General features: G+C 56.6%; 26 protein-coding genes. 13 read left to right on the top strand and 13 right to left on the bottom strand.

Annotated elements, in window-relative coordinates; genetic code table 11:
- Positions 1 to 291: 291 nt before the first annotated feature.
- The gene (locus tag EKM95_RS06960) at positions 292 to 1,488 is read right to left on the bottom strand and encodes an MFS transporter (protein ID WP_125697125.1); all 1,197 of its coding nucleotides are present in this window, start codon (positions 1,486 to 1,488) and stop codon (positions 292 to 294) included.
- Between the two features lie 472 nt (positions 1,489 to 1,960).
- On the opposite strand from EKM95_RS06960, the gene EKM95_RS06955 reads away from it, so the two are divergent.
- From EKM95_RS06955 to EKM95_RS06920, 8 genes are all read left to right on the top strand, one after another.
- On the top strand, positions 1,961 to 2,794 hold the full coding sequence (locus EKM95_RS06955) for a metallophosphoesterase family protein (protein WP_125697124.1): 834 nt from the start codon (positions 1,961 to 1,963) through the stop codon (positions 2,792 to 2,794).
- A 10-nt stretch (positions 2,795 to 2,804) separates the two neighbouring features.
- Complete coding sequence (locus tag EKM95_RS06950) at positions 2,805 to 3,419, top strand: YitT family protein (protein WP_164510117.1); 615 nt, start codon at positions 2,805 to 2,807, stop codon at positions 3,417 to 3,419.
- Positions 3,420 to 3,545: 126 nt separating this feature from the next.
- Entirely contained in the window at positions 3,546 to 4,484 is a 939-nt protein-coding gene (locus EKM95_RS06945; RefSeq protein ID WP_125697122.1) for an L-lactate dehydrogenase, read from the top strand.
- Positions 4,485 to 4,993: 509 nt separating this feature from the next.
- Positions 4,994 to 5,686, top strand: coding sequence for a ribose-5-phosphate isomerase RpiA (rpiA, locus tag EKM95_RS06940; protein ID WP_225423211.1), 693 nt, complete (start codon positions 4,994 to 4,996; stop codon positions 5,684 to 5,686).
- 141 nt (positions 5,687 to 5,827) lie between these two features.
- Positions 5,828 to 7,090, top strand: a complete 1,263-nt coding sequence (gene sstT, locus EKM95_RS06935; protein WP_125697120.1) for a serine/threonine transporter SstT — start codon at positions 5,828 to 5,830, stop codon at positions 7,088 to 7,090.
- Positions 7,091 to 7,123: 33 nt separating this feature from the next.
- Complete coding sequence (locus tag EKM95_RS06930; RefSeq protein WP_125697119.1) at positions 7,124 to 7,336, top strand: zinc ribbon domain-containing protein; 213 nt, start codon at positions 7,124 to 7,126, stop codon at positions 7,334 to 7,336.
- A gap of 152 nt (positions 7,337 to 7,488) precedes the next feature.
- Positions 7,489 to 8,796, top strand: coding sequence for a serine/threonine transporter SstT (gene sstT / locus EKM95_RS06925; RefSeq protein WP_125697118.1), 1,308 nt, complete (start codon positions 7,489 to 7,491; stop codon positions 8,794 to 8,796).
- Positions 8,797 to 8,989: 193 nt separating this feature from the next.
- The gene (locus EKM95_RS06920) at positions 8,990 to 10,438 is read left to right on the top strand and encodes an APC family permease (protein WP_125697117.1); all 1,449 of its coding nucleotides are present in this window, start codon (positions 8,990 to 8,992) and stop codon (positions 10,436 to 10,438) included.
- A 217-nt stretch (positions 10,439 to 10,655) separates the two neighbouring features.
- On the opposite strand, the gene EKM95_RS06915 is transcribed toward EKM95_RS06920, so the two are convergent.
- Positions 10,656 to 11,147: a GNAT family N-acetyltransferase gene (locus tag EKM95_RS06915; RefSeq protein ID WP_125697116.1), complete on the bottom strand. Its 492-nt coding sequence runs from the start codon at positions 11,145 to 11,147 to the stop codon at positions 10,656 to 10,658.
- Between the two features lie 206 nt (positions 11,148 to 11,353).
- Between EKM95_RS06915 and EKM95_RS06910 the strand changes: the two genes are divergently transcribed.
- Complete coding sequence (locus EKM95_RS06910) at positions 11,354 to 11,554, top strand: cold-shock protein (RefSeq protein WP_125697115.1); 201 nt, start codon at positions 11,354 to 11,356, stop codon at positions 11,552 to 11,554.
- 277 nt (positions 11,555 to 11,831) lie between these two features.
- Here the strand turns inward: EKM95_RS06910 and EKM95_RS06905 are convergent, their stop codons facing one another.
- The 5 genes from EKM95_RS06905 to EKM95_RS06885 form a co-directional block, all read right to left on the bottom strand.
- Complete coding sequence (locus EKM95_RS06905) at positions 11,832 to 13,025, bottom strand: glycoside hydrolase family 28 protein (protein ID WP_125697114.1); 1,194 nt, start codon at positions 13,023 to 13,025, stop codon at positions 11,832 to 11,834.
- Between the two features lie 253 nt (positions 13,026 to 13,278).
- Entirely contained in the window at positions 13,279 to 13,623 is a 345-nt protein-coding gene (locus EKM95_RS06900; RefSeq protein ID WP_125697113.1) for a cupin domain-containing protein, read from the bottom strand.
- The gene (locus tag EKM95_RS06895) at positions 13,623 to 13,952 is read right to left on the bottom strand and encodes a cupin domain-containing protein (protein WP_125697112.1); all 330 of its coding nucleotides are present in this window, start codon (positions 13,950 to 13,952) and stop codon (positions 13,623 to 13,625) included. Before EKM95_RS06895 ends, EKM95_RS06900 begins: the two co-directional genes overlap by 1 nt.
- Before the next feature lie 383 nt (positions 13,953 to 14,335).
- Positions 14,336 to 14,881 (bottom strand): NADPH-dependent FMN reductase, encoded by a 546-nt coding sequence (locus tag EKM95_RS06890; protein WP_379897136.1) that lies wholly within the window; start codon positions 14,879 to 14,881, stop codon positions 14,336 to 14,338.
- A gap of 61 nt (positions 14,882 to 14,942) precedes the next feature.
- Positions 14,943 to 15,500 (bottom strand): TetR/AcrR family transcriptional regulator, encoded by a 558-nt coding sequence (locus tag EKM95_RS06885; RefSeq protein ID WP_125697110.1) that lies wholly within the window; start codon positions 15,498 to 15,500, stop codon positions 14,943 to 14,945.
- A 148-nt stretch (positions 15,501 to 15,648) separates the two neighbouring features.
- On the opposite strand from EKM95_RS06885, the gene EKM95_RS06880 reads away from it, so the two are divergent.
- From EKM95_RS06880 to EKM95_RS06870, 3 genes are all read left to right on the top strand, one after another.
- A complete protein-coding gene (locus EKM95_RS06880; RefSeq protein ID WP_125697109.1) occupies positions 15,649 to 16,350 on the top strand; it encodes an ABC transporter ATP-binding protein in 702 nt (233 codons plus the stop codon).
- A 4-nt stretch (positions 16,351 to 16,354) separates the two neighbouring features.
- Positions 16,355 to 18,967 (top strand): ABC transporter permease, encoded by a 2,613-nt coding sequence (locus tag EKM95_RS06875; RefSeq protein WP_125697108.1) that lies wholly within the window; start codon positions 16,355 to 16,357, stop codon positions 18,965 to 18,967.
- Positions 18,968 to 19,536: 569 nt separating this feature from the next.
- The gene (locus EKM95_RS06870; protein ID WP_125697107.1) at positions 19,537 to 20,250 is read left to right on the top strand and encodes a matrixin family metalloprotease; all 714 of its coding nucleotides are present in this window, start codon (positions 19,537 to 19,539) and stop codon (positions 20,248 to 20,250) included.
- Between the two features lie 140 nt (positions 20,251 to 20,390).
- Here the strand turns inward: EKM95_RS06870 and EKM95_RS06865 are convergent, their stop codons facing one another.
- Together EKM95_RS06865 and EKM95_RS06860 are read right to left on the bottom strand one after the other, a co-directional pair.
- A complete protein-coding gene (locus EKM95_RS06865) occupies positions 20,391 to 20,831 on the bottom strand; it encodes an OsmC family protein (protein WP_125697106.1) in 441 nt (146 codons plus the stop codon).
- An 84-nt stretch (positions 20,832 to 20,915) separates the two neighbouring features.
- Complete coding sequence (locus tag EKM95_RS06860; protein ID WP_125697105.1) at positions 20,916 to 21,752, bottom strand: aldo/keto reductase; 837 nt, start codon at positions 21,750 to 21,752, stop codon at positions 20,916 to 20,918.
- 76 nt (positions 21,753 to 21,828) lie between these two features.
- Here EKM95_RS06860 and EKM95_RS06855 point away from each other — a divergent pair, with 76 nt between their 5' ends.
- A complete protein-coding gene (locus EKM95_RS06855; RefSeq protein ID WP_379897140.1) occupies positions 21,829 to 22,728 on the top strand; it encodes an NAD(P)H-dependent flavin oxidoreductase in 900 nt (299 codons plus the stop codon).
- 67 nt (positions 22,729 to 22,795) lie between these two features.
- Here EKM95_RS06855 and EKM95_RS06850 read toward each other — a convergent pair whose 3' ends face one another.
- From EKM95_RS06850 to EKM95_RS12000, 4 genes are all read right to left on the bottom strand, one after another.
- The gene (locus tag EKM95_RS06850; RefSeq protein ID WP_125697103.1) at positions 22,796 to 23,650 is read right to left on the bottom strand and encodes a permease prefix domain 1-containing protein; all 855 of its coding nucleotides are present in this window, start codon (positions 23,648 to 23,650) and stop codon (positions 22,796 to 22,798) included.
- A 2-nt stretch (positions 23,651 to 23,652) separates the two neighbouring features.
- Positions 23,653 to 23,979 carry a PadR family transcriptional regulator gene (locus EKM95_RS06845; RefSeq protein WP_125697102.1) on the bottom strand — a complete coding sequence of 109 codons (327 nt, stop codon included), beginning with the start codon at positions 23,977 to 23,979 and terminating at the stop codon, positions 23,653 to 23,655.
- A gap of 283 nt (positions 23,980 to 24,262) precedes the next feature.
- Positions 24,263 to 25,396 (bottom strand): site-specific integrase, encoded by a 1,134-nt coding sequence (locus tag EKM95_RS06840; protein ID WP_125697101.1) that lies wholly within the window; start codon positions 25,394 to 25,396, stop codon positions 24,263 to 24,265.
- Complete coding sequence (locus EKM95_RS12000; protein WP_225423217.1) at positions 25,393 to 25,605, bottom strand: DUF3173 family protein; 213 nt, start codon at positions 25,603 to 25,605, stop codon at positions 25,393 to 25,395. Before EKM95_RS12000 ends, EKM95_RS06840 begins: the two co-directional genes overlap by 4 nt.
- Between the last annotated feature and the right edge of the window lie 70 nt (positions 25,606 to 25,675).

Here is a 25,675-nt window from a genome sequence, read left to right as displayed (position 1 = left end):
GGGGGCTTGCTCTTGGCGTTAGGCATTTATGCCTTACGCCAAGACATGCGAAGTGAGCCGTTTCTGGCCGGAGCCTACCCTCATATCCAGCATTCAATGAACACATCGAAATGTGGACCTGTGGAAATGGTAAAAATTTCGTTTCATTCCACTATTTATTTGACCGGCTAGATTGTCACACTTGTTGTGTCTATGCCATTATTCTTGCTCTAGTTAGCTTTTGTCTGTACGCTCAGATTTTGTCCGCTGATTATTGGTCTTTTCGCCATCTTTTGCCGAAGCCTTGCCTTCCTATTTTTCCGCCACTTCTGGTAGGCGCCTGGTCAGGGTGATGAGGACGATGAAGCCGATGACCAGCAGCGCGCCCAGCACGAGGTAGGTGTGGGCGCCCCAGCTGTGGATAAATGCGCCGAAGAAGAAGTTGCCGAGGGGCTGGACGCCGTCGTAGACCAGGAAGATCAGGCCGAACACGCGGCCGAGCATGTCGCGCGGGGTGGCGGCCTGCATCAGGGTGGCGAGGCTGGCGAACATGCGGCCGTTGACGAAGCCGTTGATCAGGGCGCAGATCAGCCAAAAGGGACGCTGGAGCCAGAGGCCGAGGATGATCAACAGCAGGCCGTACAGCACTTGTTCGCCATAGACTTGAACGGCCGAGACGGCGCGGCGCTGGAGGGCGAGGAGTGAGCCACCGATCATGCCGCCAATCGCCGACATCATCAGGAATTCGCTGTAGGCTGTGGCGCGTCCTTGGAAAACGGTGTCTGCGATGAACGGGGCGGTGAGGAGAAATCCGGCTGCACAGAAATTGAAGGCGCCCAGTGCAATCATCATCAGGCGCAAATGGGCCTCGCCCAGCACAAATCGTAAGCCGGTGATGGTGTCGCGAAGCATGTTACTGTTTCCGTTAGCGGGCTGAAATCGTGGGGCGCGGATACTCCAAGAAAGTAATCCCGCGACGATGAAGGACAAGGCGTTGATAATCAAAAAGCCTTTGAAGTCTAATGCCTGATTCGCCAGCAACAAGCCGCCGACCAGCGGGGCCACGATGCTCGCGAGGCTGAACACGGAATTGGCGATGGCATTGAAGCGCTGCAGGGCGGTCGGCGCGATGATGTCTGGCGTGATCGCTTTGGCGGCAGGATAGCTGATCGAAAGCAGGAGGTCCAAAACGGCGGTGATCATGATCAACAGCCACGTCTGGGGATGGGCGGGGTCGATCAGCCAGGCGCCGATCAAACAGGCGGCCGCTGAGAGCGCATCGGCGCCCACCATCACCATTTTTCGGTCATGGTGATCGACCAGGGTGGCCGCCACGAGATCGCCGACGACAAAGAAGATGCCGCCTAATCCCGTGATGAGGCCGATCAATTTGGTGTCGCCGGTCGCGTGCACGATCAGCCAGTTGAGGCCAAGTAGATAGATGGCGCTGCCGAGTTGTGAGATAAATGGACTGAAAATTAGTTGTAGGCTCATTTGATTCTTTTGCATAACGTCTATTATATCATTGCGAGACAACAGGCCGATGAGCTGGTCCATACAGATCATTTCTATCCATTGACGGGTGATTAGATGGACACTCAGTTCCCATCGGCAAGCCCTATCAGCCGCCATATCCTAAATGGCAATGCGCCAGTCCAATGAGGACTTTTTGTGGCGACTGAACGGATACGAATGGCCTCGTTATAACGCTGGATATTAGGGTGGCGGCGGCCAGAAATGGCTCAGCCCCCTCGTCGTTGTTAGCGGCTGTGCCGCTTACAACGAAAGTAAGCTTTACGACCGCGATTTTTGCGGGCATAAAGTTACTTGGGAGCGTTCCAGCTATTTCTGGCCGGAGTCACCCGGGGGTTACAAGAAACCCAAAAAAATTGGCACACGGCCGATGCCGCCAACTTGCTTGCATGCGGCCTTCTTTTCTGGCATGGTGGGTGATAGACTATTGGACGTTTGGAGGCACGAGATGGAGCGGCGAATCGCAGTATTTTCAGATACGCATGGGAACGTGACGGCGACGAAGGCCGTGTTGGCGGATGCGATGGCGCACCAGGCGACCGATTATTGGTTTCTGGGGGACCTGCTGCTGCCGGGGCCAGGCGCTGGGGACTTGTACGCGCTGGTGGAAACGGTGGCGCCGACTGTCTGGCTGAATGGCAACTGGGAACAGGCGCTTTTCGCGATGGCGGATAAGCATATCGATCTTGATAATCCGGGCAGCGTTTATATCGCGGCGTTATCGGCGTATGTCTTGCAAAAATTAACACCGACGCAATTGCTATTGATGCGCAATCATCCGTATGCGCTGACGGAAACGGTGAATGGCGTGACGATCGGGCTCACGCATAATTCACGCTTTTCCACAGAAGGGCGAATGTTGTATCCGGCGGGGCATCAGGCGGATTTTGATAGGATGTTTGCCGGCGACCAGGATATCGCGATCTATGGACACACGCACCAACAACTGATGCGCACGTCGCGGAAGGGTCAACTGGTGCTGAATCCCGGGGCGGCGGGGCAGCCGTACAGCCCGTGGCCGAAGTTGTTTGCGGATCAGCGCGCGCATTATTTGATGCTGACGATCTCACCGAGTGGGCTGGTCGATGTTGATTTTCGCAAGATCGCCTACGACATTGAGGCCGAGCTTGCCTTGGCCAAAACGCGGGGCCTGCCATATCTGGATCTATACGCGTATCTGCGGCACACGGGCAAAACGGTGACGCATGATCTCGAGCGGCTGGCGCAGGTCAACGCGGCCGGGAATTATCGGGCGCTGGTCAAGGATTATTACGAATTGTGAGGACAAAAGGGTGAAAGAGGAAACGGTCACGGTTCATGAAGCCGTGATGGATGTGGTGTGGGTGATCATCGGCAATGCCGTGTCCGCATTTGCGTATTCGTGGATCATGGTCAAATTAAATATCATTTCCGGCGGGGTCACCGCTTCGGGGATGATCATGGGCAAGTTGACGCCGTTATCGGTCACGTTTTGGACCAACGCGATCACGGTGGCGTGTCTGCTGGCGGCACTGATCTTTTTGGGCGTGCGGACGTTCATGAACTCGATCGTCTCGAGCCTCGCCTACATGGGCTGGTTCACGCTGGCGCAGGCGCTTGCCCCGACGCACACGTTGCCGGTTTGGCTGGGGCTGCCGATCGCTGGCCTCGGGGTGGGCGTTGGGTACTACCTGTGCATCGCCCATCACTCCTCAACGGCGGGGCTGGATGTGTTTGCGCTCGTCATCAACAAGCATCAGCCAAAATTCTCCGTGGGTCTTGGACTGCGGCTGATCAACTTGATCGTCCTTGGCATCGGCGCGATCTCGTTTGGCCTCAAGTCGTTTTTGCTGGGGCTGATTTTTATCCTGATCTACACCGAGACGTTGACGCTCCTTCAAAAACGGTTCGGCACAGCTGAAGCGTGACTACCGCAAAAGAATTCGGAATATTTTTATTCTGAGTTCTTTTTGTTTACTCGGTTGTACACGGTATTTTTTCGCCAAGTCGGGTATAATTAAGTCGTAGTCAATCTGAGTAAAGTGGGCGATAGAATGAGTAAAGCAGCGAATATCATCCTGATCGGCGATGGCGCGATCGGGTCTAGCTATGCGTTCAACTGTTTGACCACCGGCGTCGGCAAGAGCCTCGGCATTATCGACGTCAATCGCAAGCGTGTGCAAGGCGACGTCGAAGATCTGATGGATGCCTTGCCGTATGTCTCGCAGAAAAATATTTATGCGGCGAATTACGAAGACTGCCGCTACGCCGACATCATTGTGATCACGGCTGGCGTGGCGCAAAAACCCGGTGAGACGCGGCTTCAATTGCTGCAAAAAAACGCCGCGATCATCACCGATGTTACAAAAAACATTATGGCGTCTGGGTTTGATGGGATTATCTTGGTGGCCTCAAATCCAGTTGATATTTTGACCGAATTAGTCCTGAAATTGTCCGGCTTGCCGCGCAATCGCGTGCTGGGTTCTGGCACCGCGCTGGACTCCGCGCGTCTGCGTTCGGCGATCGGCCAGCGCTACAACGTCGATGTCCGCGCTGTGCACGGCTACATCATGGGGGAGCATGGCGACTCCGAATTTCCGGTGTGGGATTACACAACGATCGGTGGCCAGCCGATTCGCGATTTTGTCCCGGCCAATCGTCTCGACCAAGACCTCGCTGCGATCAGTGAGCAGGTGAAAACGGCGGCGTATTCGATCATTGAGCAAAAGGGCGCGACGTTCTACGGCATCGCGGCCAGCTTGACCCGCCTCACAGCGGCGATCTTAAACGATGACCACGCGGCCTTTGCAATGTCCGTTCATTTGACCGGGGAGTACGGCCTCGACGATGTATCGATTGGCGTGCCGGTCATCTTGAGTGGACGCGGCCTCGACCGCATCATCGAGCTGGACCTCAATCCGGATGATTTAAAAAAATTGACGGACTCCGCCGAGATATTGAAGCAAAATCTGCAGTCGGTTTACCCGGGATAATTGGTTGGAAGAGCAAGGCATCTCGCAGCTGTATGCGGGGTGCCTTTTTTGAACGCCGCGTTCCACACCCTCAGTTGGGTTCCGGCTCGCATGGTCGAGGTATCTAGCTGTCTCGTGTACTCGAGGCTAAGGACGCCTCAAGCACCCGAGCCAAGCTAGCTACTCGACCATCCCGCGAGCCTCCACACCCTCTAGTTGGGTTCCGGCTCGCAGGGGTGGGACATTTAGCTGACCTAGGCACTCGGTGGCAAGGACCGCCACCAAGCACCTAGGCCAAGCTAACTGCCAACCCCTAAGCGCGAGCCTCCACACCCTTATCCAGTTGGGTTCCGGCTCGCAGGGGTGGGACATTTAGCTGACCTAGGCACTCGGTGGCAAGAAGCGCCACCAAGCACCCAGGCCAAGCTAACTGCCCACCCCTAAACGCGAGCCTCCACACCCTATCCTTTTGCTTGACACGCACCTCTTGTCTTCGTACAGTCAAGGAAGAAATCTCTCAGGAGGCAATGATGACAACACAAGACGAATTGAAGCAGCAGGCGGCCGCGCAAGCCGCTGAGATGGTGCAGCCCGGCAGTATTCTTGGCGTCGGTACTGGATCGACGGTCGCTTTTTTCATTGATGCGCTGGCCGCGCGGAACCAGAAGACCCCGCTGAACTTGGCGGCGATCGTCACGACATCCAGCCGCAGCCAGCGTCAGCTCGAGGACAATGGCTTTCACGTCAGCGAGCTCGCCGAGATCGACCAGGCGGACCTGACGATCGATGGCGCCGACCGGGTCGACCCGCAACTGGATGGCATCAAGGGTGGTGGCGGCGCGTTGACGCTTGAAAAGAACGTCGCAATCAACTCCAAACATAACGTCTGGATCGTCGATGAAAGCAAAGTTGTGGACCGACTCGGCGGGTTTCCGTTGCCGGTCGAGGTGTTGCCGGTCTCATGCGAGCAACTTCTGAAAAAATTCACTCGTGATGGCCTGGCGCCGCAGTTCCGCCTCAACGAAGATGGTAGCCGCTATGTGACCCATTACGGCAATTACATCCTGGATCTGACGGTCTCACCGCTGCCGATTCCGGCGGGGCTGGCCAGTTACCTGGATGGTACGGTCGGCGTGGTCGAACACGGGCTGTTCTTGAACATGACAGATGAAGTCCTGATCGCGAAAAAAGATGGCACCATCGCACATTGGGTCCGCAAGTAACCGCAAAGTCTTCCGCCTGCAATTATTGCAGAGTGGGAGACTTTTTTTGTGGCCAAAAGCGAGAAGTGAAAATGCTTTCAAAACGCCGGTTGACCAAGTAAACTGGAATAAAGGACGCAACGTAATCAAGGAGGTTCTGACATGTTTCGACGTTACCGCAGTATCAGTTTGATTCTCCGAATTTTGATCGGGCTGGTGGTCGGCGCGCTGCTCGGGGTGGCGCTGCCAAGCTGGACCTTCATCGGCGTTTTGGGCGACCTGTTCGTCGGCGCCCTGAAAGGCATCGCCCCGATCCTGGTCTTCTTTTTGATCACCACCGCCATTTCGCGCTACAAGCCGGGAGCGGAAAATCATTTCGGGACGGTGATCAAACTCTATCTGATCGCCACCCTGGTCGCAGCCGTCGCGGCCGTTGCGGCGAGTTACTTTTTCCCGATCAAGCTCATTGTCTCGGATGCCGCGACGAAAGCGGCTAGTGGGACCAGTGCGGCGCCGCAAAGTCTGGGCACGGTGCTCGAGCAGCTGGTGGTCGGCGCGGTGTCCAATCCGTTTGGGGCCATGATCGAAGGCAACTACCTGGCAATTCTGTTTTGGGCGCTGATGATCGGCTCAGCGCTTCGCCTAGCAACGGAGACGACGCGCCAGACGATCAGCGATATTACCGACGCGATACAGCATGTCGCCCAACTGATCATTGAGTTTGCGCCATTTGGCATTGTCGGCCTGCTTTTCCGCAGCATCAGCGAAAATGGGTTGAATGGGGTCGCCAGGTATGGCCAATTGGTCCTGCTGCTGGTCGGCACCATGGCCTTTGTCTACTTGGTGCTATACGCCGGCATGGTGTGGCTTGAGACGCGGCAAAATCCATACCCGTTGATTTTTTGGACCCTGAAGACTTCGGGTATCCCGGCGTTTTTCACCCGGAGCGGGGCCGTCAACATTCCGATCAACCTGCAGGCCAGCGAAGATCTCGGCCTCAGCAAGTCCTCCTATGCGATCTCGATTCCGCTGGGCGGCTCGGCCAATAGTGGCGGGGCGGCGATCACGATCACCATCATGACGCTGGCCGCGGCGCATACCGTGGGCGTGCCGGTGTCCTGGCCGCTCGCGTTTCTGTTGTGCTTCCTGTCGGCGTTGGCGTCGACAGGGGTGTCGGGCATTGCAGGGGGCTCGCTGCTCTTGATTCCGATGGCGGCCAGTTTGTTTGGGATTCACAATGATTTTGCGATGCAGGTCGTCGGCATTGGCTTTATCATCGGCGTCATTCAGGATTCGGTGGAAACGGCGGTGAACTCCGCTTCGGACCTGTTGTTCACGGCGGCGGCCGAATTCGGGGATGCCCGCCGCGATGGTAAGCCGATCGATGTGAACGCGCGGGTGCGCCAAGCCCGTAAGCTCGAATGATATAATGGGGAAAATGGAAAGAAGGCAACGCACATGGAACAAAAACAATATGTCTGTCCGAAGTGTGGCAGCAATCACTACATTTCCGACCAATTTCAGGCCACTGGCGGCACCTTTGCCAAGTTGACCAACGTCCAAAACAAGAAGTTCATCACGATCAGTTGCGCAAATTGCGGCTACACCGAGTTGTACCGCAAGGAATCCAGCGCCGGAATGAATATTCTTGATTTCCTGATCGACGGCTGAAAATTTTTGAATCAGCGCAAAGCGAGTCGTGGCCAGCGGTGCCGCGACTTTTTTTGTCCGCGGCAGGTGACCGGATGTGTTTATATACTGGACAACTGTTTTTAAAACGTGTACGATACGACTCATAATCTGAACACGGAGGAGGCACGACGATGTTTGAAAAATATCGTTCCGTATCGTTGATCTTGCGCATCATTATCGGTTTGGCAGTGGGGGTCTTGCTGGGGGTCACCGTGCCGACTTTGACCGGCATCGGGCTGATGGGCGACCTGTTCGTCGGCGCGCTCAAGGGCATCGCGCCTGTGTTGGTCTTCTTTTTGATCATGGCGGCGGTGTCCCATTATCAAAAGGGAAGCGAGACACATTTTGGCTCCGTGATCGTCTTGTACCTGACCGCCACGTTGCTGTCGGCGTTTGCGGCGGTCGGGGCGAGCTACGCCTTTCCGGTGCGGTTGGATCTGACCAAGGTGGCCAAAACGGCGGCAAGTGGGCCGAAAGACTTGGGCACGGTGCTCACTGATCTGTTCAACAATGCGGTCACCAATCCGTTTCAGGCCGTGGCCTCGGGCAATTACCTCGCGATCTTGTTTTGGGCGCTGATGATCGGCTTTGCGTTGCGCCTCACATCTGTGCAGACTCGGCAGGTGATCACAGATCTCTCTGAGGCGATCACAAATGTGGCTCAGACCGTGATTCAATTTGCCCCATTTGGCATCGCGGGGCTTGTCTTCAAGACTGTCAGCACCAAAGGCCTCGCCGGCATCGCGCGGTACGGCCAGTTGGTGGCGCTTTTGGTCGGCACGATGGCGTTCGTTTACCTAGTGCTTTACCCGCTGATGGTGTGGGTGATGACGCGCCAAAATCCGTATCCGTTGACCTTGTGGACGCTGCGTGTGTCGGGTTTGCCCGCATTTTTCACCCGCAGCTCGGCCGTCAACATTCCCATCAACCTGCAGGCCTGCGAAGACCTCGGCTTGAATAAGAAATCGTATGCGGTCTCCATTCCACTGGGCGGCTCTGCCAATAGTGGTGGCGCGGCGATCACGGTGTCGGTGATGACCCTGGCCGCCTGTGCGACGCTGAATATCCCGGTCTCGTTTCCGCTGGCGATCATTCTCTGCTTCTTGACCGCCTTGGCCGCGACTGGGGCATCTGGTATCGCAGGGGGCTCGCTGCTGATCATTCCGATGGCCGCCAGTATTTTCGGCATCTCTAATGACATCGCCATGGAAGTGGTCGGTGTTGGCTTTGTCATCGGGGTGATTCAGGATTCCGTCGAGACCGCCGTCAACTCGGCCTCTGATCTCCTTTTCACCGCCACGGCCGAATACCGCGACCGGCGCCGAGCCGGGGAAAAAGTGGACATCTCCGCCGCCGTGCGCGGGGCGATCGCCAAGGAGCGCGGCGGGGCGCCAGCGAAGGATACGGTGCCACGCGCGGCCGTCAAACCAGCCGAATAAAACGACGAGGTGGCCTTCGATATTCGCGGGCACCGCATTGCCATCGATTTGCCACAATAGGCGCAAAAGCAGGACCGCACGCCTCAAGCAGTCCTGCTTTTTTCGTCCCGAACATTGACATTGGCCTCTGAACATGGAAAACTAGTTAAAGCGATTCTCATTTTTTCTTCATTAAAGACGCGGAGGCTGGCGAATGAACGTATTCAAACGAATGATCAAAAAAGAAGATCCGGCGGTGTATCAGGATAAGGATGCGAAATTGCCGCGCGTGCTGACGGTGAAGGACTTTCTTGCCCTTGGCGTCGGCACCATCGTTTCGACGACGATCTTCACCTTGCCCGGCGTTGTCGCTGCGCAACATGCCGGCCCGGCCGTCGCCTTGTCCTGTTTGCTGGCGGCGATCGTGGCGGGGCTGGTCGCCTTCGCGTATGCGGAAATGGCGGCGGCGATGCCGTTTGCCGGCTCTGCCTATTCCTGGATCAACGTGGTCTTCGGTGAGGTCTTCGGCTGGATCGCGGGGTGGGCACTGCTGGCGGAGTATTTCATCGCCGTCGCCTTTGTCGCGTCGGGCTTATCCGCCAACTTGCGCGGGTTGCTTGGGTCGTTTGGCCTCAACGTCCCATTTTTCCTCGCCAATCCACTGGGCACAAAGGGCGGATTCGTCGACTTGATCGCCGTTGTGGTCATCATCCTGGTCGCCTTGCTCTTGTCGCGCGGGGTGTCCGACGCGGCCCGGGTGGAAAATATTCTGGTGGTGCTCAAGGTGCTGGCGATCTTAGCCTTCATCGCAGTCGGCTTGACGGCGGTGCACTGGCAAAATTATGTGCCGTTCATTCCGCAGTATCACGTCAATGCGGATGGCACCGCGTTTGGCGGCTGGCAGGGCGTTTATGCTGGGGTCTCGATGATCTTTTTGGCTTATATCGGCTTTGACTCCATCGCCGCCAATTCCGCGGAAGCCAAGGACCCGGAGCACACGATGCCGCGGGGGATCATCGGCAGTTTGATCATCGCGGTGATTCTTTTCATGGCCGTGGCCTTGGTGCTGGTGGGCATGTTCCCGTATCAAAAATATGCGGGCAACGCGGAACCGGTGGGCTGGGCGCTACGCGAGATCAACCAGCCTGTTTTCGCCACGGTGATTCAATCCATCGCGGTCATCGGCATGTTCACCGCCTTGATCGGCATGATGATGGCCGGCAGCCGCCTGCTTTACAGCTTCGGACGCGATGGCATGCTGCCGCGCTGGCTGGGCAAACTCACCGCCGAAAAGGGTCATGGGGAACGTGGCTTACCCAATCACGCGCTGCTCTTCTTGACGGTGATCGGTGTGCTCATCGGGGCGTTTTTCCCGTTTGCCTTTTTGGCCCAGCTGATCTCGGCCGGGACGCTGATCGCCTTCATGTTCGTCTCGCTCGGAATCTACCGGCTGCGGCCGCGCGAAGGCAAGGACATCGCCGACCCCGCGTTCAAGATGCCGTTTTATCCGGTGATGCCGGCGCTGGGCTTTCTTGGCTCGCTGATCGTCTTCATGGGGCTGGATGTTCAGGCAAAACTCTATTCTGGTATCTGGTTCGTGGTGGGGCTCGCCGTTTACTTTGTGTATGGGATCCGCCATTCGAGTTTGAACGATTCGAAATAGTACTGTCGGGAATCAAAAAAGGACGCAGCCGTTGCGAAGAGGTTGCGTCTTTTTTAGATGGGCCCAACCATCCCGCGGGCCTGCACACCCTTTTCAGTTGGGTTCCGGCCCGCATGGTGGGGTCATCTAATTGTCTCGAGCACTCGATAGCCAAGTACGCTATCAAGCGCTCAAGCCAAATTAGCTGCCCCACCATCCCGCGGGCCTGCACACCCTTCTATAAGTCTTTAATGTACCAAGTGTCGCAGCCGTCATGCGGTTCGCCGGGCAGCGCATGCGGCAGGGCGGTGAAGCCTTGGTGCTGATAAAGGACATTGGCCACCGGCAATTTGGTGTCGGTCACCACATATAGTTGGCGGTACCCATCTGCCTTGGCCGCGCCTTCCGTCAGATGTAGCAACGCTTTGGCCAGGCCCTGTCCACGCGCGGCCGGCGCGAGGTAGAGCTTTTGCAATTCCGCGACGGAGGGGTCCGCACTAACGGAGCCATATCCGCACCCGCCGACAATTTTACCGGCGTTATTTTCCGCGACCCAGTAAGCGCTTTTAGGTGACCGTTGGTAATACTCAGCCAACGTGTCGAGCTGTGGGTCGAAAAAAGCGGTGCCGGGGATGGCTAGACCTGCGTCCTGAAGGCATTGCTGAAGAATTTGTTTGATCGCCTGGTTATCGGCGGGGCGCATGGACCGAATGGTGAAGGTTTGGGACATGGCGGCACTTCCTTTGAAATTTCTTTTATCGTAGCACTTTACCGCCTTGGCCAAGCAAAATAATTAGGTTTCTCGCCGGGGCTGTGTTAAACTAGCCATAGTAATTGATGAACTGAAACAAGTTGTGTATAAGCATGATGGATTTCCTTTCAGCGATTACCGGTTGATTTGTCACTTTAGTTTTCAATGAAGGAGATTCATTCAATATGCAACAGGGTACTGTTAAGTGGTTCAACGCTGATAAAGGTTATGGCTTCATCACTGGTGAAGACGGCAAAGATGTATTCGTACATTTCTCCGCAATCCAGGGCGACGGTTACAAGACGCTTGACGAAGGTCAGGCTGTAACCTTCGACGTAGAGCAAAGCGATCGCGGCCCTCAGGCTGCCAACGTTAACAAGCTGTAATTCTTTACAGTGAGTGGGGCCCCGCACATTTCGATGTGTGGGGCTCTTTTTTTAGGGTGCGGAGGTGCGCGGGATGGGTGGGCAGTTAGCCTGACCCTGGCGCTTGATGGCGCACTTGGCCATCGAGCGGTAGGGCCAGCTAAATGTCCCACCCATGCGGGCCGGAGCCCAACTGTTATTGGGACAAATCTTTATCCCAGGCTGTTTCCGTCAATAAAGCCGGCGACTCGCATTTTGCGTGAGTGGCCGGCCTTCGAAATTGCTTCAGTTTGGGGTGCTATAGGGACGCGTGATCGATGACTCCGGAAAATGTTTTTGGGCCATCCGCTGTTGCAAAGGTCACCCCCTTGCCGCAGTCGACGTTCTCCAAGATCACGGTTGCACTGGCGTCTGTGGTCAAAAACGGGGTCGGGGCATCGGTGATCGTCACGTTTTTGAAGGTCACCGTCAGCGGTTCGCCTTCGCCCATTGCGATGGCGGTCTGGTGCATGGCGGTGATGGTCGTGTCCTCAAAGCGAATGTCGCGCAGTGGGTAATGCGTCTGAAGGGCCCATTGCTGGCCGAAGTGGACATACATGAGCCGGTCGAGCCCCATCAAGGTGCAATGCGAGAAGGACACATTTTGCCCATCTTCGCCGGTGTCCTTGTCCAGCGAATAATACATGAAGGCGTTGAGCGTGTCGTGGCGGCCGGATGAACGGTGCGGGTAGACAGCCGGGGCGAGGAAAGTGTCGTTGATGAAATTCAGATCGACCCCGCCGAGGCGCATGTTGTTGCAGGCCGAATTCATGAACGTGTTGGTGACGGTCAGATCATGGACATCGTAGCCGGCGAGGCAGTCGTCGCCGGTGCGCAGGGTGCAATCGCTCAGCTCGATGTGATGCGAGTGATGCAGGTTGAAGCCGTCATGGCCGCCGCGGACCTCGATGTTTGTGATCTGGACGTTTTCACAGGAATCGATGACATGCGCCCAGTTGGCACTGCGAACGACTGTGTAGCCGCGCAACGTCAGATTTTTCACCGCGGAAAACACCAGCGTCATCGGGCCACGGAAGCCTTCTTCGCCGTCATCGTCGCGCAGGTCGCAGCCGTCGATCGTGGCACCGGGCGCACCAATCACGGCGATATCCTCGGCGTCGTACGCGCAGATCAGCGCATGAAAATAGTCGGCGGGCAGGTGCCAGTCCTTGATGTAAAAGGGCTCCTGGGCATAGGCAAGGTGGGTGCGCTGGCCAAACGAGGTGAAATCTGCGATGCGCGGACTCGCTTCCAGATGGGTGCCAGCGCTGAGGCGCAGCGTCGTGTGGCTGTAAAGGCGAATGCTGCCGATGACAAAATGCCCGGCCGGTACGAGAACTTCGCCGCCACCGGCCTCGCGCGCGGCGTCCAAGGCTTGCTGGAAGCTCTCGGTTTGAATGGCGACGGTGTCGGGCTTGGCGCCGAAATCGGTGAGTGAAAATAGTTGGGACATGATGGCCTCCTGTGGGTTTTCCAAAATGATTCCAGAATGTTTGTAAAAAGCTTTCCGGAAAGCTTTCGAAATGTTTCCGCGATGTGTTCACGCTAACTGTAGCACGCGGCGAAAACGCAAACAGGGCCTCACGCACATCCGGCGCAAAAGTTGTCGGTTGCGGTAGGCCAAGTTTGTTATATCAATCGTTTCGGCGCCATATCAAACCGCCCAGTCATATGTGTGAAGCGACTGGGCGGTCTGCGTGTGGCGACTAGTTTTCTGCTTGTGGTTTGACCACGATCAGCAGCATTTGGAATCCCTCCAGCGCATACAGCGAATGGCGGGCGCCGGCAGGAATCAGAATCGATTGGCCGGCCGGCACGCGGTGGGCCTTTTTGCGAATGGTCACTTCGGCTTCTCCGCTGAGGATGTTGACAAGCGCATCGCCTTCCGCGGTATGCCCGCCGATCTCTTCATCGGTGGCGACGGAAAAAAGGGTCATGCTCATGTCGTCGCGTTGAACCAAGGTGCGGCTGTTGACCTGGCCGTCATCCAACGGAATCAGTGAGGTGAGCGACAACGTGGTGGCGGGGTCGATCTTATCAATAAATGGCATTAGGCATTTCCTTTCTGAGCGGGACTTTCGAGTTGTAGATACCGGCAATCTGTCTCAGCATGCAGGCGGTGCGGCACGTCGGCGGGGACAGACGCCAAGTGGCCGGCCGCAACTGTGGTGGTCTCCTGCCCGACATCGATGAGTAGCGTGCCGTCCAGCACGAGAAACAACCGCGAGAGAGCCGACGTTTCCTCTGTGATGCTTTCCCCAGCGGCCATGGTGAATTCGGCAAGCGGCAAAGTGATCCCCAGCTTGCGGCTGAACGTCTTGCTACCGATCTGGTGCGGATGAAGCGCCAGCGCAGTGAGGTCAATTGTTTGTAATGACATAAGCTCATCTCCTGAGACAACCATACCATTTTTTAGGCAAAAAGGGTGTGGAGGTGCGCGTTTAGGGGTGGGCAGTTAGCTTGGCCTAGGCGCTTGGTGGCGCTCCTTGCCACCGAGTGCCTAGGTCAGCTAAATGTCCCACCCCTGCGCACCGGAACCCAACTATGAAAGGGTGTGGAGCGGGGCGTTTAGGTCTGAGCGGCTAACAGGGCCTGGTGCTTGGGGCTGCACTTAGCCCCGAGTGCCGGGCCCTGTTAGATGCCTCAGACCTGCCCCGCGGAACCCAACTATGAAAGGGTGTGAAGGCTCGCGGGAGGGCAGATGCAAAAAAGCGCCCGCCACCAATTTTCGCAGTGGCAGGCGCCCGGAATTCTTGCGACGACTTATTTCTTCAACTGGCGATAGAAGTCCGCATACTTCTCGATGATCAGGGCAAAATAGTCCTGGGTGCCCTGGACAATGCCGTCTTCGGTCAACAGTTTGGAGATGCCACCGATGTAGGCTTCTGGCTGCTGCAAGACCGGCATGTCGAGGAAGGTCAGGCTCTGCCGCAGCTGCATGTTTGCCCCAAAACCGCCGATCGCACCAGGGGAGACGCTGACCACCAAGGCAGGCTTGCCCGCCCACACATTTTTCCCATACGGCCGAGACGCGACATCAAGCGCGTTCTTCAGAGCTGCAGGCAGGCCGCGATTGTATTCGGGCGTGAAAAACCAGACGCCGTCCACTTCCGCAACGGCCTCACGAAACGCGGTCCAGCTGGCCGGCGGGGTTGGCACTTCCGCGTCCTCGTTGTACAGCGGCAGGTCGCCGATCGGAATGAGTACGGGGTCGAGATCCGCCGGGGCGAGCTTAGCAAAGGTCTGCGCCACTTTCTTCGTGAAGCTGGCGTGGCGCAAACTGCCGACAATGATACCGATATGAGCCATCAGAATTCCTCCTATCTTGTTACGTTTATTATAACGAAAGCGCTCTCAATTATGCGAGCGTTCAGTCTTGCGCCAGCACTTGTTGGGTGATATTGGCGAGAATGTCGGCGATGGCGGCCGGGGATTCCACCGCACCATTTTTGAGCCAAGACGTGATGACGCGCACAGAGCCGTTGAGGAAAAATTGGAAGTAGTAAGTCAGCTTCTGCGGATCACTTTCATTGAAGCGGGCGCGATAGGTCGCCATGGTCTGCTCGCGAATCGGGTCGAGGATCAGCTGGAGCACCGGACTTTCCTCGAGGTTGCGAATGATCAAGACCGTGGCGGCGCGCTGTTGGCGAAGCAGTTCGAGTATCGGAGGCAGCCATTCGCGCAAGTCGCCTTGCGCGGGGCCGAGCATCGGGGCGATGCGGGCGGCCAGTTCCGTTTCCATCGCCTTGAACAGCGCGGCGGGGTCGCTATAATGCGCGTAAAAGGTGCCGCGATTGACATCGGCCTGCGCGCACAGCGCCGAGACCGTGATCTTCTCGAGCGGTTTGTCTGCCAGCAGGGAAAGTAATGCCTCCTGCAATTTGGCCTTGGTGTAGGCGGTGCGCCGATTATTTTTCGTGCCGACCATGGCGTCGTTCCTTCTTTCCAACAAAAATTGGGTGAACTGTCTATTTCATAACATGCTGGCCAGATCTGCTGGTTGAGAACTGAGGGCCAGTTGCGTCATAATCATTATATCAGTTAGACAGTGTGTCTAGTTCATGGAGGCAAAAAGCGTGGCTTATATCGAGGTCCGTAACGAATTTAAACGGTATCAAATGGGCGAAACAGAGATCATCGCCAACAACGACATTTCCTTTGATTGCGAGCAGGGGCAGCTGACGGTGATCCTGGGCCCCAGCGGCGCCGGCAAATCCACCGTGCTCAACATTTTGGGCGGAATGGACAGCCCCAGCTCCGGCCAGGTGATCATTGATGGTATCGACATCGCCACTTTTTCCGAGCGCCAGCTGACCGCGTTTCGCCGCAACGATGTCGGCTTCGTGTTTCAGTTTTACAATCTGATTCCGAATCTGACGACCAAGGAAAATGTCGAAATGGCGAACTCCATCGTGAAGGACGCCCTAGACGCCGAGGAGACCCTGCGGAAGGTGGGGCTGGGCGCGCGCCTCAACAATTTTCCCTCGCAATTATCCGGCGGGGAGCAGCAGCGTGTGGCCATCGCCCGCGCCTTGGCGAAAAATCCCAAGCTCCTCTTGTGCGACGAGCCGACCGGGGCGCTGGATTACGAGACCGGCAAGCAGGTCCTGCAGCTGCTGCAGGACGCCAGCCGCAAAGACAATAAGACCGTTCTGGTGATCACGCATAACGCCGCGCTGGCGAAAATGGCGGATCGGGTGATTCGCATCAACGACGCCAAGGTGCGCTCGGTCGTGGACAATCCGCAGCCGACGCCGGTTGAAGAGATCGAGTGGTGAGCGCATGCGGCCAATGACAAAAAATATGTGGCGCGAGATCGGCGCCAACAAGGGACGCTTCATTGCACTCATCTTGATCATTTTGCTGGGGTGCCTCAGCTTCGTCGGCATTCGCGCGGCGGGGCCGGGTCTGAACGACTCGCTCGATCACACGGTCAAGGCCAGCCACCTCGCGGATGTGCAGCTGATGAGCACGACCGGCTTCATCGCCAAAGACAAGGACGCCGCCGAAACGGTCGCAGGCGCCAAGGCCGAACTGATGCGGTTCAAGTATGTGGTCGGCGGCAAAAGCGACATGGCGATCGCTCTGTACGGCTATCGCAAGGGGCTCACGCAAAATCAGTTGACGCTTGAAAGTGGTCGCTTGCCGAAAAATGCCGACGAGATCGTGCTCGATCAACGCGCAAAGGACGAATACGACTACAAGCTCGGCCAGTCGTTCACCTTTGCCAAAAGCGCTGGGCTCAAGCAGCGCACCTACAAGATCGTCGGGTTTGGCGATCTGCCAACGTACATCGACAATTCCGCGCGCGGCTCCGCCAATGTGGGGGATGGCACGGTCCGCTTTTTCGCCTACATTCCCGAAAAACAGATGGCGCTGGACGTGGCAACGCTGTTGACGGTACGCTTTGCCGGCCTTCAGCACGAGAATACTTATTCGGACGCCTACAAGGATGCGGTCGATAAGAAAGTGACCGCGTTGAAAAAAGCGTTCAACACCCGGCGGCCAGCGCGCATCGCCGAATTGCAAAAAACGCCGCTGGCCGAGCTGACCAAGCAGCAAGCCACCCTCGACAAGGCAAGCAAGCAGCTCACCGCCGCCAAAGCTCAGGTGGCCGTGCAAAGTGGCGGCCAGCTCACCACCACCGATGAGATCACGGCGCAGGAAAAACAACTTGCGGCCAGTCAGACGAAACTGGATCAGGCGCGCAAGAATCTGGTCGCCCAAACCAAGACGACCTACACCTGGCAGACGCGCGACGATTTCCCCGGTTTTTCCGATTACGGGGATTCCTCGGACCGTATCGCGGCGATCGCCAATGTTTTTCCCGTCTTCTTCTTCCTGATCGCGGCCCTGATCACCTTCACCACGGTCACGCGCATGGTGGAAGAGGCGCGGATGCAGATCGGCACATTCAAGGCGCTGGGCTACGGTAAAGGCGCGATTGCGCGGAACTATGTGGTCTATGCCTTGATGGCCGGGCTGATCGGTGCGGTGATCGGTGGGGTGCTGGGCAATTTCAGCCTGCCGCGCATTATTTTGTGGCTCTATCGCATGTACATCCCAATGATCGCCAGCATTCCGTTCAGCTGGGTGGACTTCCTGATGGCCCTGGGCTTTTCCCTGCTGGCAACCGTGGGCGCCGCGGCATTCGTGACCGTTCGCGAACTGCAGGAAAAACCGGCCGAATTGATGCGGCCCCAGGCGCCGAAAACTGCCAAGCGGATCTTGCTTGAACGAATCACCCCTCTCTGGCGGCGGTTGTCCTTCAACCAAAAAGTCAGCTACCGCAATCTTTTTCGCTACAAGAGCCGCATGATCATGACGATCATTGGCATTGCGGGCGGGACGGGACTGCTGCTGACCGGATTTGGCCTGCGCGATTCGATCTTGAACACCGCCACCCAGCAATTCGGCGAGGTCTTCCACTATGACGCCACGGTCCGCTTGAAAAAAGCGGGCGAGGCGACCAAGGCGAAGGCGGTCCTAGCCGATGCGAGCACGTATCAAAGCAACACGCCGGTGGCCGCCGACATCATCAAGATCCAGCAAGGTGGCCAGCAGGTCAACGATGTCAATCTGTTCACCCCGCAAAACGCGACGACTTTCCGCAAGTATGTCACGCTGCGATCGGGCAAGACCGAGTTGACCCTGCCGAAAACAGGCCTGGTGATCAGCCAAAAGATCGCCGATGACCTGGGCGTGGGCAAGGGCGCCAAGGTGCGTGTGACGCTGGGTAGCCGCGACCCCGTTTCCGTGAAAGTCGCCGCGGTCACCGTCAATTACGTCGGCGTGATGGCCTACATGAGCAAGGCCGCCTATCAAACGGCCTTCGCCAAAACGGCCAGCGCGAACACCCTGATGGTCAAACTCGATTCGCCAACCGCCGACCAGCGCACCACCTTGGCCAAAAACCTGCTGGAACACGGCGAGACCCTGGGCACCAGTTTCACCGCTGACTCGGAGGACACCATCACCACCATGTCCTCGACCCTCAATCCAGTGGTCGCGATCTTCGTGCTTTTGTCCGGCGTGTTGTCCTTCGTTGTCTTGTACAATTTGACCAACATCAACGTTTCGGAGCGAATGCGCGAACTGTCGACGATCAAAGTGCTCGGCTTCTTCGACGGCGAAGTCACCATGTACATCGTCCGTGAAAATATTGTGATGACACTGATGGGCATCATCGCCGGCATCGCAGTCGGCTGGGGCCTGCTACTCTATATTTTGCGGCAAGCCGCGACCCCAATGATCATCTTCCCGCCAATCATGCATCCAATCAGTTACATCGCCTCCATCGCCTTGATGCTGGTCTTCACCTTCATCGTCATGTGGGTCACCCACAACCGCCTCAAGCACATCGACATGGTCGAAGCGCTCAAGGGTAACGAATAATCAAACAGTCGGCGCCTTTCTGGTGGAGAGGTGCCGATTTTTTTATGGGAAAATGAGGGGAAATCGCGGCGCGCTGGCAGGACGGACGCGATGCGGGATGGCGGCCTGCGCAGGTTATAGTTGAGTTGGTGAGCAGGGGAGCCACTTGAAAGGGGCGGTCCTCTTCAAAAAACTGAAGATTCTCGGATGCTCCCCTGACTGGGTTGTGTTTGCTGAGTTGGTAATTGATGGGCAACTTGGTCTGAAAAGAGAGTCAATTCTGACGTCAAGATAATAAGCAATGCTGGATGTGAGGGTGTCTGGAGGCCAGAAATGGCTCAGCCCCCTCGTCGGTGTTAGCGGCTTGCCGCTAACACCGAAGGTAAGCTTTGAGACCGCGTCTTTCGCGGGCTCAAAGTTGCCTGGGAGCGTTCCAGCCATTTCTGGCCGGAGGACACCCGGAGTTTCACACGAGAAAGAAGCTTGGAATTTGCCGGAATGTTAAGAAACCGTCACCCCTCTCGACAGCCAAGCCAGCGCCTGCCATAATAGCAGAAAACAACCCGCAGAAAGACAAGGAGGTGAACGCGGTGAAGGCAAGAAAAGCACTCGGCTGGACCATCCTGCTTGGCGGCGCGTTCGCCCTGTACAACGGCTGGATCGTGATCCCCCAGACCTGGCAGGACGCTGCCGCCTCGCGCCTCGCCGCACTGAGCCAGGATATCTTGAAGGGCGTGCCCGCCCTGATCACCGACACTACCAGCACGGCTGCGACTGCGGCCAAAACAGAAAACAGTAACGCCGATTTTGCTCAGGACCAGGCCGACAGCGCGCTGACCCCGACTTTTTCCATTATGCATCAAGGTAAGTTGAAGGCGACCTACTATTATCAATTTGATGACTCGGTGGATGCGCGGACCAAGGCCATGTTTGAAAAGGCGGTGGCGGTCTACAACGCGACGGGCATCGTGAAATTGATCGCCGGCGAAGGCCAGTGGCAGGATAGCGCGATCACTTTTTCCACCTATCAAAAGGCAGGGCAGGTCGCGGCGAATTCGGTCGAGCTCGGGGTCGGCGGGCCGCGCATCACGCGCATCGGCTCGGTGATGATCAATCACGCGATGGCCAAGCTCAACGTCTCCCACACCGGCCAGCTCAGCGCGTCGGTCGCCATTCACGAGCTCGGTCATGCGCTCGGCCTCGATCACAGCACGGATGCGCGGTCGGTGATGTACCCGACGGATGAGGGCCTGACGCAACTGTCCGCCGCGGATCTCGCCGCCTTGAAGTCGCTGTATCAATAGGAACGCTGGTGGGCCTTGCAAGGAGCCCTATTAATAGAAGAAAAAAACCGTGTCGCCTCCCATTTTTCAGCTGAAAATGGCGAAGTGACACGGTTTTTTTAACTTAAATTGTGTGCAACATCAGTACGCTGTCATGTTGCTTATTCGCCGAGCACGGGTTCCGCGTTCAGGTCATCGACCAGCCGGAAGACCACATTCTCGTTGTCTTTGAGCAGCTTGGCAACCGGGCATTCGTCCAGCGCAACGGCGATGATGTGTTCAGCGTCTTGGCGCTCGTGTTCCGTCATCGCAATCAGGGCCGTGACCAAAAATTTGTAGCCGGGGTCGTCCTTGACGATATCCACCCGCACCCGAAGCGCGGAATCCTCGGCCGTTTTTTCACGCGCTTCGACTAGGCGAATCGTGGCGTTGAAACAGGTCGCCAGGGCAAAGCCGATGAATTGTTCCGGATTGGTGCCGGGCGCCTTGATCAGGGAACTCGACACGCCAAGCGCCAGGCCTTCGTCGCCTTCAACGAAGCTGGTGCCGGTGAGCCCGTTATGGTTTTGAACATACGTATGATACAAAGAGACTTCTGACATGTGATCACTCCTTTCAGAGCAAGTGTATCACGCGCCTCGCCAAATGTCTGGGTTAAGCACTCGGGCCCAGGCCGGGTGGAAAAATCAGATCTCGTGCAACGGCATTTTGCGGGTCGGCCCGGGAAAAAGCTGGTCGATGCGGGCCAGGTCGGTGGGCGAAAGCGTCAGAGCGATCGCGGCCAAATTGGCGGTCATATGCGCGACTGTGCTGGCCTTGGGAATGCTCAAGACATCATCACGCATCGTCCAGGCCAACAAAAGCTGGTGGACTGTGACGCCCTTTTCCGCGGCGAGGGCTTTGAGGGAGTCTGGGATGGGAATGCTGTCGCCGTTTCCAGAATTGAATGGGGAGTAGCCGATGGTGGTGATGCCGTGCTGGCGGTGGCGGGGCAGAAGGTCAAACTCGATGCCACGTTCGGCGACGTTGTAGAGGACCTCGTTGGCGGTCAGGGTCGCATCTGGTACGGCCTGCCATTTTTGAACATCGGCGACATCAAAATTGGAGACCCCATATGCTCGGATCAGGCCTTCTTTTTTCAGTGCGTTGAGTCCTTGCACCGTGGCGGCCAGCGGGCTGTCGCCTGGCCAATGCAGGAGGTAGAGGTCCAGATAGTCTGTTTTCAGTCGGCGCAAACTATTGAGCAGGGCGCATCGCATTGCGGTGGGAGTCGCGTGCCAAGGGTAAAATTTCGAGATCAAAAAAACGCGATCGCGCGGCACCGTTTGCCAAAGCCGCCCCACCAGCGTTTCGGCGGCCCCGTCGCCATACATTTCCGCGGTATCGATGACCGTCGCCCCGGCAGAAATGCCTGCCTGCAACGCGGCGAGGGCGGGGCCCGAGGTAGCGGTGTTTTCGCCGAGGCCCCATGTGCCGAGGCCGAGTTGCGGAACTTGCTGGCCGGCCAGTGTGATCATTTTAATTATATGTTCATTGCCTCCTCATGCGAATACGCTTGCACGAAATGGATGTTCCGCTAGAATAAAGAGCGGAGGAAATATTTTTATGACATCAATTATTGGCACCCGCCTGCCCCTGATTCAAGGGGCATTGGCGCAAATATCCACACCGGCCCTTGTCGCCGCGGTCAGCCGCGCAGGCGGATTGGGCGTGTTGACCACCGTTGGCCAAACGCCAGAAACGCTCGCGGCGGCGATTGCCGAGGTGCGCTCGGCCACGGATCAGCCGTTTGCGGTGAACTTGATGTTGCAACAAGGCAACATCGCGGAGCTGGTGCCGTACCTGATCGCCCATCCTGTGCCAGTTGTGACCACGAGCGCAGGCACGCCCAAGCTGTTCGCCGAGGCGCTGCATGAGGCCGGCACCAAGATAGTGGCCGTGATTCCGTCGGTCAAGGTGGCAAAAAAAATGGCCGCGCTTGGCGTCGATGCGCTGGTTGCCGAGGGGATGGAATCCGGCGGCCACATCGGCACCGAAACGACCTTTAGTCTGGTGCGCCAAGTCGCCGCCGCGGTGGACTTGCCTGTTTTTGCGGCAGGCGGTATCGCGGATGCGGAAGGGGTCGGGGCCGCGTTTGCCTTGGGCGCAAGTGGCGTGCAAGTCGGCACCGCATTTTTGGCGGCCGATGAGACGCCAATCAGCGATGCTTACAAAGACGCCGTTATTGCGGCAACAGATACCGATACCGTCGTGACGGGCCGCACCACAGGCGATGCAGTTCGAAGTTTGAAAAATGCGTTGACGACGGCTTATCTGGCGAAGGAAGCCGCCGGGGCAACGCCAGCCGAATTGCAGGTGCTGACGGACGGCAGCTTGACCCGCGCAATCAATGGGGATGTCGATCATGGCACCTTGATGGCTGGCCAGGTCGCAGGGCTGATCACCAAGCGGGAATCCGCTGCGGCGATCGTCGCCCGATTATTTCCAGAAGTGATATAAGCGATTTATACAAATGGGTGGTCCGCATCGATATTGATGACGGGCCACCCATTTTTTTGTATCAGTATCAGATATAGGGGCGCTTGGCGGCTTCGAGCACGCGCTTGAAGGAGCTGTTGACCAAGCCGACATAGACGATGAAGTACACGCCAATCGCAACGAACAGGAAGAACAGACCGGCTCCGGCGTCGGAGCCATCCATGGCCGGTGCCGCGATGGACAAAATGCACATGACGATGCCGCCAGTCAAACCGGTCGTGTAGGCGTTGTGGTAACTGTCGCGCCGCGCAAGAGCAGCCTTGAATGTGGCGTTTGCAATCGGCCAATGTTCATATAGCCATTCGTTATCACCGCGGCGGTTGAGGCCGGCGCGGACGATCAGCGCCACGCCCACCGCCCAGCCGCCGAGCAGGACCATCGCCACCAGACCATCCGGATCGATGCCGAGCATGTTGAAAAACCAATTGCTGCGGGTATAGTCAGCCATGATCGCCAGGCCCATGGCAGCGATCGTCAAGGCGATGCCGATCGACAACATCCGGGCGAACCGCTCACTTTTTGCCCAATAAGCCTCGGCGTCTTCGGGATTGAACGCGCCGTTGGAGGTGTCGGAATCGATTTTTGAATCGGTGCTCGTCGTGTTGGTGAAATCGCCCGTTTCTTCGTCGAAGTCACTGGTCGGCGATGCGCTAGCTTGGGATTGGTCGTTGCCAAGCGTATCGAGCGTGGCGCGCAACTCGTCGACACTGCCCAGAGAGGCGATGGCCGACGCAACCGCGTCCGTTTCACTTTTTCCCTTTGCAAGCTCTTCATGATAATGGTCGGTCATCATGTCCAGTAGGTCCTGTTTGGCGCGCGCGGCGGCGTCGGACTGCGGGATGCTGCTGAAAACATAATCTAAGTATGATTTGAGTGAATCCATGGCTACTCCTCCATTAAAAAGCGGTCAACGACGGTCTTTAACTCCTGCCACTCAGCCTTTTTGTCCGCTAAGTACTGATGGCCGCTGGCGGTCATGTGGTAATAGGTGCGCGGGCGGCCGTAACTGATCTCGCCTGGGTAAGCTTCGATCAAGCCGTCCTTGACCAGACGCGTCAGGACAGAATACAGGGTGGTCTCGCGCATCGAATAGGCGTCTTGACTGTTGGCCGCGATCTGCTTGGCGATCTGATAGCCATACGAATCGCCGCGCGCCAAAACGGTCAGGATCATCGCATCATTATACCCGCGAATGCTGTCGCTGGAAAGCATGGCGCCGCCTCCTTTACTTTACCTGATGCAGTTATCATACCCCGGCTACTCTATCAGGTAAAGTAGTTCTTTGGACTGATTTTTTTGGCGCGATCTTGGGAGCGTGAAGGGGCCGATTTGCTTTGCGTTTTGGAGTTTCACGTTTCTCGAAATGGTTGCATTTTTGCCAGTACGTCGATTGAAGTATTTCCCGGGAACAATGACACATCTCGTGCTTGCCCCGCGGTATCAACGTTTCTAGCACCACCGATTTTACGGCGGCACAATTTTGACCCTTTTCAAATTATTTTGGCTCATCGGGCGCCTCCTCAGAGAAGATCCCGTTGAGCTTTTTTGCGACTTCAAAGTTACTGTTGGGGTAGAGATGACCGTAAGTGCCGAGCGTCGTTTCGATGTCCTCATGTCCCAGACGTTCTTTAATCTGGAGTGGATTCTCACCGAGACTGATCAACAGTGACACATGCGAGTGGCGGAGGCCGTGCACGGTAATCCGCTCAACTTCTGCGAGTGTGCTATAGGCACTCACGATGCCCAAGAAACGTCGGTCAGCGCAGGGAATCCCATTAAGCGAGAACACCCACTCAGATTTCACCATCGCCGCTTGTGCGACCTGCCACGCGCTTAGACACGCAACTGTGGCATCATCAAGCGCAACGGTTCGGCGACTAGCCGCAGTCTTTGGCTCTGGTGTCTCAAACCAGTTGCGGTTGTGATAGTCCATGGTCTTATTGATGTTCACCGTCTTGCCAACGAGCTCAACGTCTGTCCACTTTAATGCCCGCGCTTCACCGCTTCGTAAGCCTGACATGAACATAAACCACAACATCGTGCGTTCAAAGTGTTTCTCGTAGGTGTCAGTGCCAGTTTTGGCAATCACCTTTTGGAAGTCTTCGCGTGTCCAGAACTTGATTTTCGCTTTCTTCTTAGGAATCAGACCGACGATGCGAACTGCATTTTCGGAGATGATGCCTAAGGTTTTGGCACGCTCTAACACTTGGCCAATTAGAATATTGACGGTTCGCGCATAAGATTGTTCGCAGACTTTTAGTATCTGTACCTGCCACCTTTGAATATCGATCGGTCGAATTTGGTCAATCGCGATCTCGGTAAACATCTTGAGATGCTGGCCGCCCATCATGGTTACGCGTTGCCGGTAAGTCCGTGGTTTCACTTGGGTTTTGTACCAAGGTTTGAACACGTCTTCCATGAATGGCCCAAAGCGGGTCTGCTTAATGTCTTGGTCATCAGTAACGCCGGTCGCCAACATGGCTAGTCTTGCTTTTTTCGCCTCCGTTTTCGTTTTGAAGCCGCTGGCACGTTTTTGAATTCGCTTGCCAGTCCGTTTGTCAGTTCCTAAGCTTACGCGGAAGCTAAAAGTGCCGTCCGCTTGTTTGGTAATATGGTCTTTCGTAGTCAAGATAGTTCCTCCTTAACTGCGGAAAGGCCACTTGGTGCACCCTCAAGTCGGCTTAGTTTCAAGCCTAATACTGCGTCTACTGCTTCCACTGGAACACGGTCTACGCCTTTCTTACCGTACCATCCAAAGCCTTGTTTGAGCAACTGTTCTTTGGTTAACTTAACGATGCGGCTTGCTTGCGATGGACTGTATCCTAGTTTGACCTGGATTATTCATAGAATTTCAAAAAAGCAGCGCAATCCCATGATTCACACGGGACTGCGCTGCTTTGGTGTTTCA

Source organism: Lacticaseibacillus yichunensis (assembly GCF_003946405.1).
Taxonomy (GTDB): Bacteria; Bacillota; Bacilli; order Lactobacillales; family Lactobacillaceae; genus Lacticaseibacillus; species Lacticaseibacillus yichunensis.
The sequence above is the reverse complement of the archived record's forward strand: the minus strand, read 5'-3'. Positions and strand labels throughout refer to the sequence as shown.

What these genes read in the sequence shown, in the direction of transcription:
- EKM95_RS06960 (WP_125697125.1), bottom strand. Translation starts at nt 1,488, where the DNA reads ATGCAAAAGAATCAAATGAGCCTACAACTAATTTTCAGTCCATTTATC.
- EKM95_RS06955 (WP_125697124.1), top strand. Translation starts at nt 1,961, where the DNA reads ATGGAGCGGCGAATCGCAGTATTTTCAGATACGCATGGGAACGTGACG.
- EKM95_RS06945 (WP_125697122.1), top strand. Translation starts at nt 3,546, where the DNA reads ATGAGTAAAGCAGCGAATATCATCCTGATCGGCGATGGCGCGATCGGG.
- rpiA (WP_225423211.1), top strand. Translation starts at nt 4,994, where the DNA reads ATGACAACACAAGACGAATTGAAGCAGCAGGCGGCCGCGCAAGCCGCT.
- sstT (WP_125697120.1), top strand. Translation starts at nt 5,828, where the DNA reads ATGTTTCGACGTTACCGCAGTATCAGTTTGATTCTCCGAATTTTGATC.
- EKM95_RS06930 (WP_125697119.1), top strand. Translation starts at nt 7,124, where the DNA reads ATGGAACAAAAACAATATGTCTGTCCGAAGTGTGGCAGCAATCACTAC.
- sstT (WP_125697118.1), top strand. Translation starts at nt 7,489, where the DNA reads ATGTTTGAAAAATATCGTTCCGTATCGTTGATCTTGCGCATCATTATC.
- EKM95_RS06920 (WP_125697117.1), top strand. Translation starts at nt 8,990, where the DNA reads ATGAACGTATTCAAACGAATGATCAAAAAAGAAGATCCGGCGGTGTAT.
- EKM95_RS06915 (WP_125697116.1), bottom strand. Translation starts at nt 11,147, where the DNA reads ATGTCCCAAACCTTCACCATTCGGTCCATGCGCCCCGCCGATAACCAG.
- EKM95_RS06910 (WP_125697115.1), top strand. Translation starts at nt 11,354, where the DNA reads ATGCAACAGGGTACTGTTAAGTGGTTCAACGCTGATAAAGGTTATGGC.
- EKM95_RS06905 (WP_125697114.1), bottom strand. Translation starts at nt 13,025, where the DNA reads ATGTCCCAACTATTTTCACTCACCGATTTCGGCGCCAAGCCCGACACC.
- EKM95_RS06900 (WP_125697113.1), bottom strand. Translation starts at nt 13,623, where the DNA reads ATGCCATTTATTGATAAGATCGACCCCGCCACCACGTTGTCGCTCACC.
- EKM95_RS06895 (WP_125697112.1), bottom strand. Translation starts at nt 13,952, where the DNA reads ATGTCATTACAAACAATTGACCTCACTGCGCTGGCGCTTCATCCGCAC.
- EKM95_RS06890 (WP_379897136.1), bottom strand. Translation starts at nt 14,881, where the DNA reads ATGGCTCATATCGGTATCATTGTCGGCAGTTTGCGCCACGCCAGCTTC.
- EKM95_RS06885 (WP_125697110.1), bottom strand. Translation starts at nt 15,500, where the DNA reads ATGGTCGGCACGAAAAATAATCGGCGCACCGCCTACACCAAGGCCAAA.
- EKM95_RS06875 (WP_125697108.1), top strand. Translation starts at nt 16,355, where the DNA reads ATGCGGCCAATGACAAAAAATATGTGGCGCGAGATCGGCGCCAACAAG.
- EKM95_RS06865 (WP_125697106.1), bottom strand. Translation starts at nt 20,831, where the DNA reads ATGTCAGAAGTCTCTTTGTATCATACGTATGTTCAAAACCATAACGGG.
- EKM95_RS06850 (WP_125697103.1), bottom strand. Translation starts at nt 23,650, where the DNA reads ATGGATTCACTCAAATCATACTTAGATTATGTTTTCAGCAGCATCCCG.
- EKM95_RS06845 (WP_125697102.1), bottom strand. Translation starts at nt 23,979, where the DNA reads ATGCTTTCCAGCGACAGCATTCGCGGGTATAATGATGCGATGATCCTG.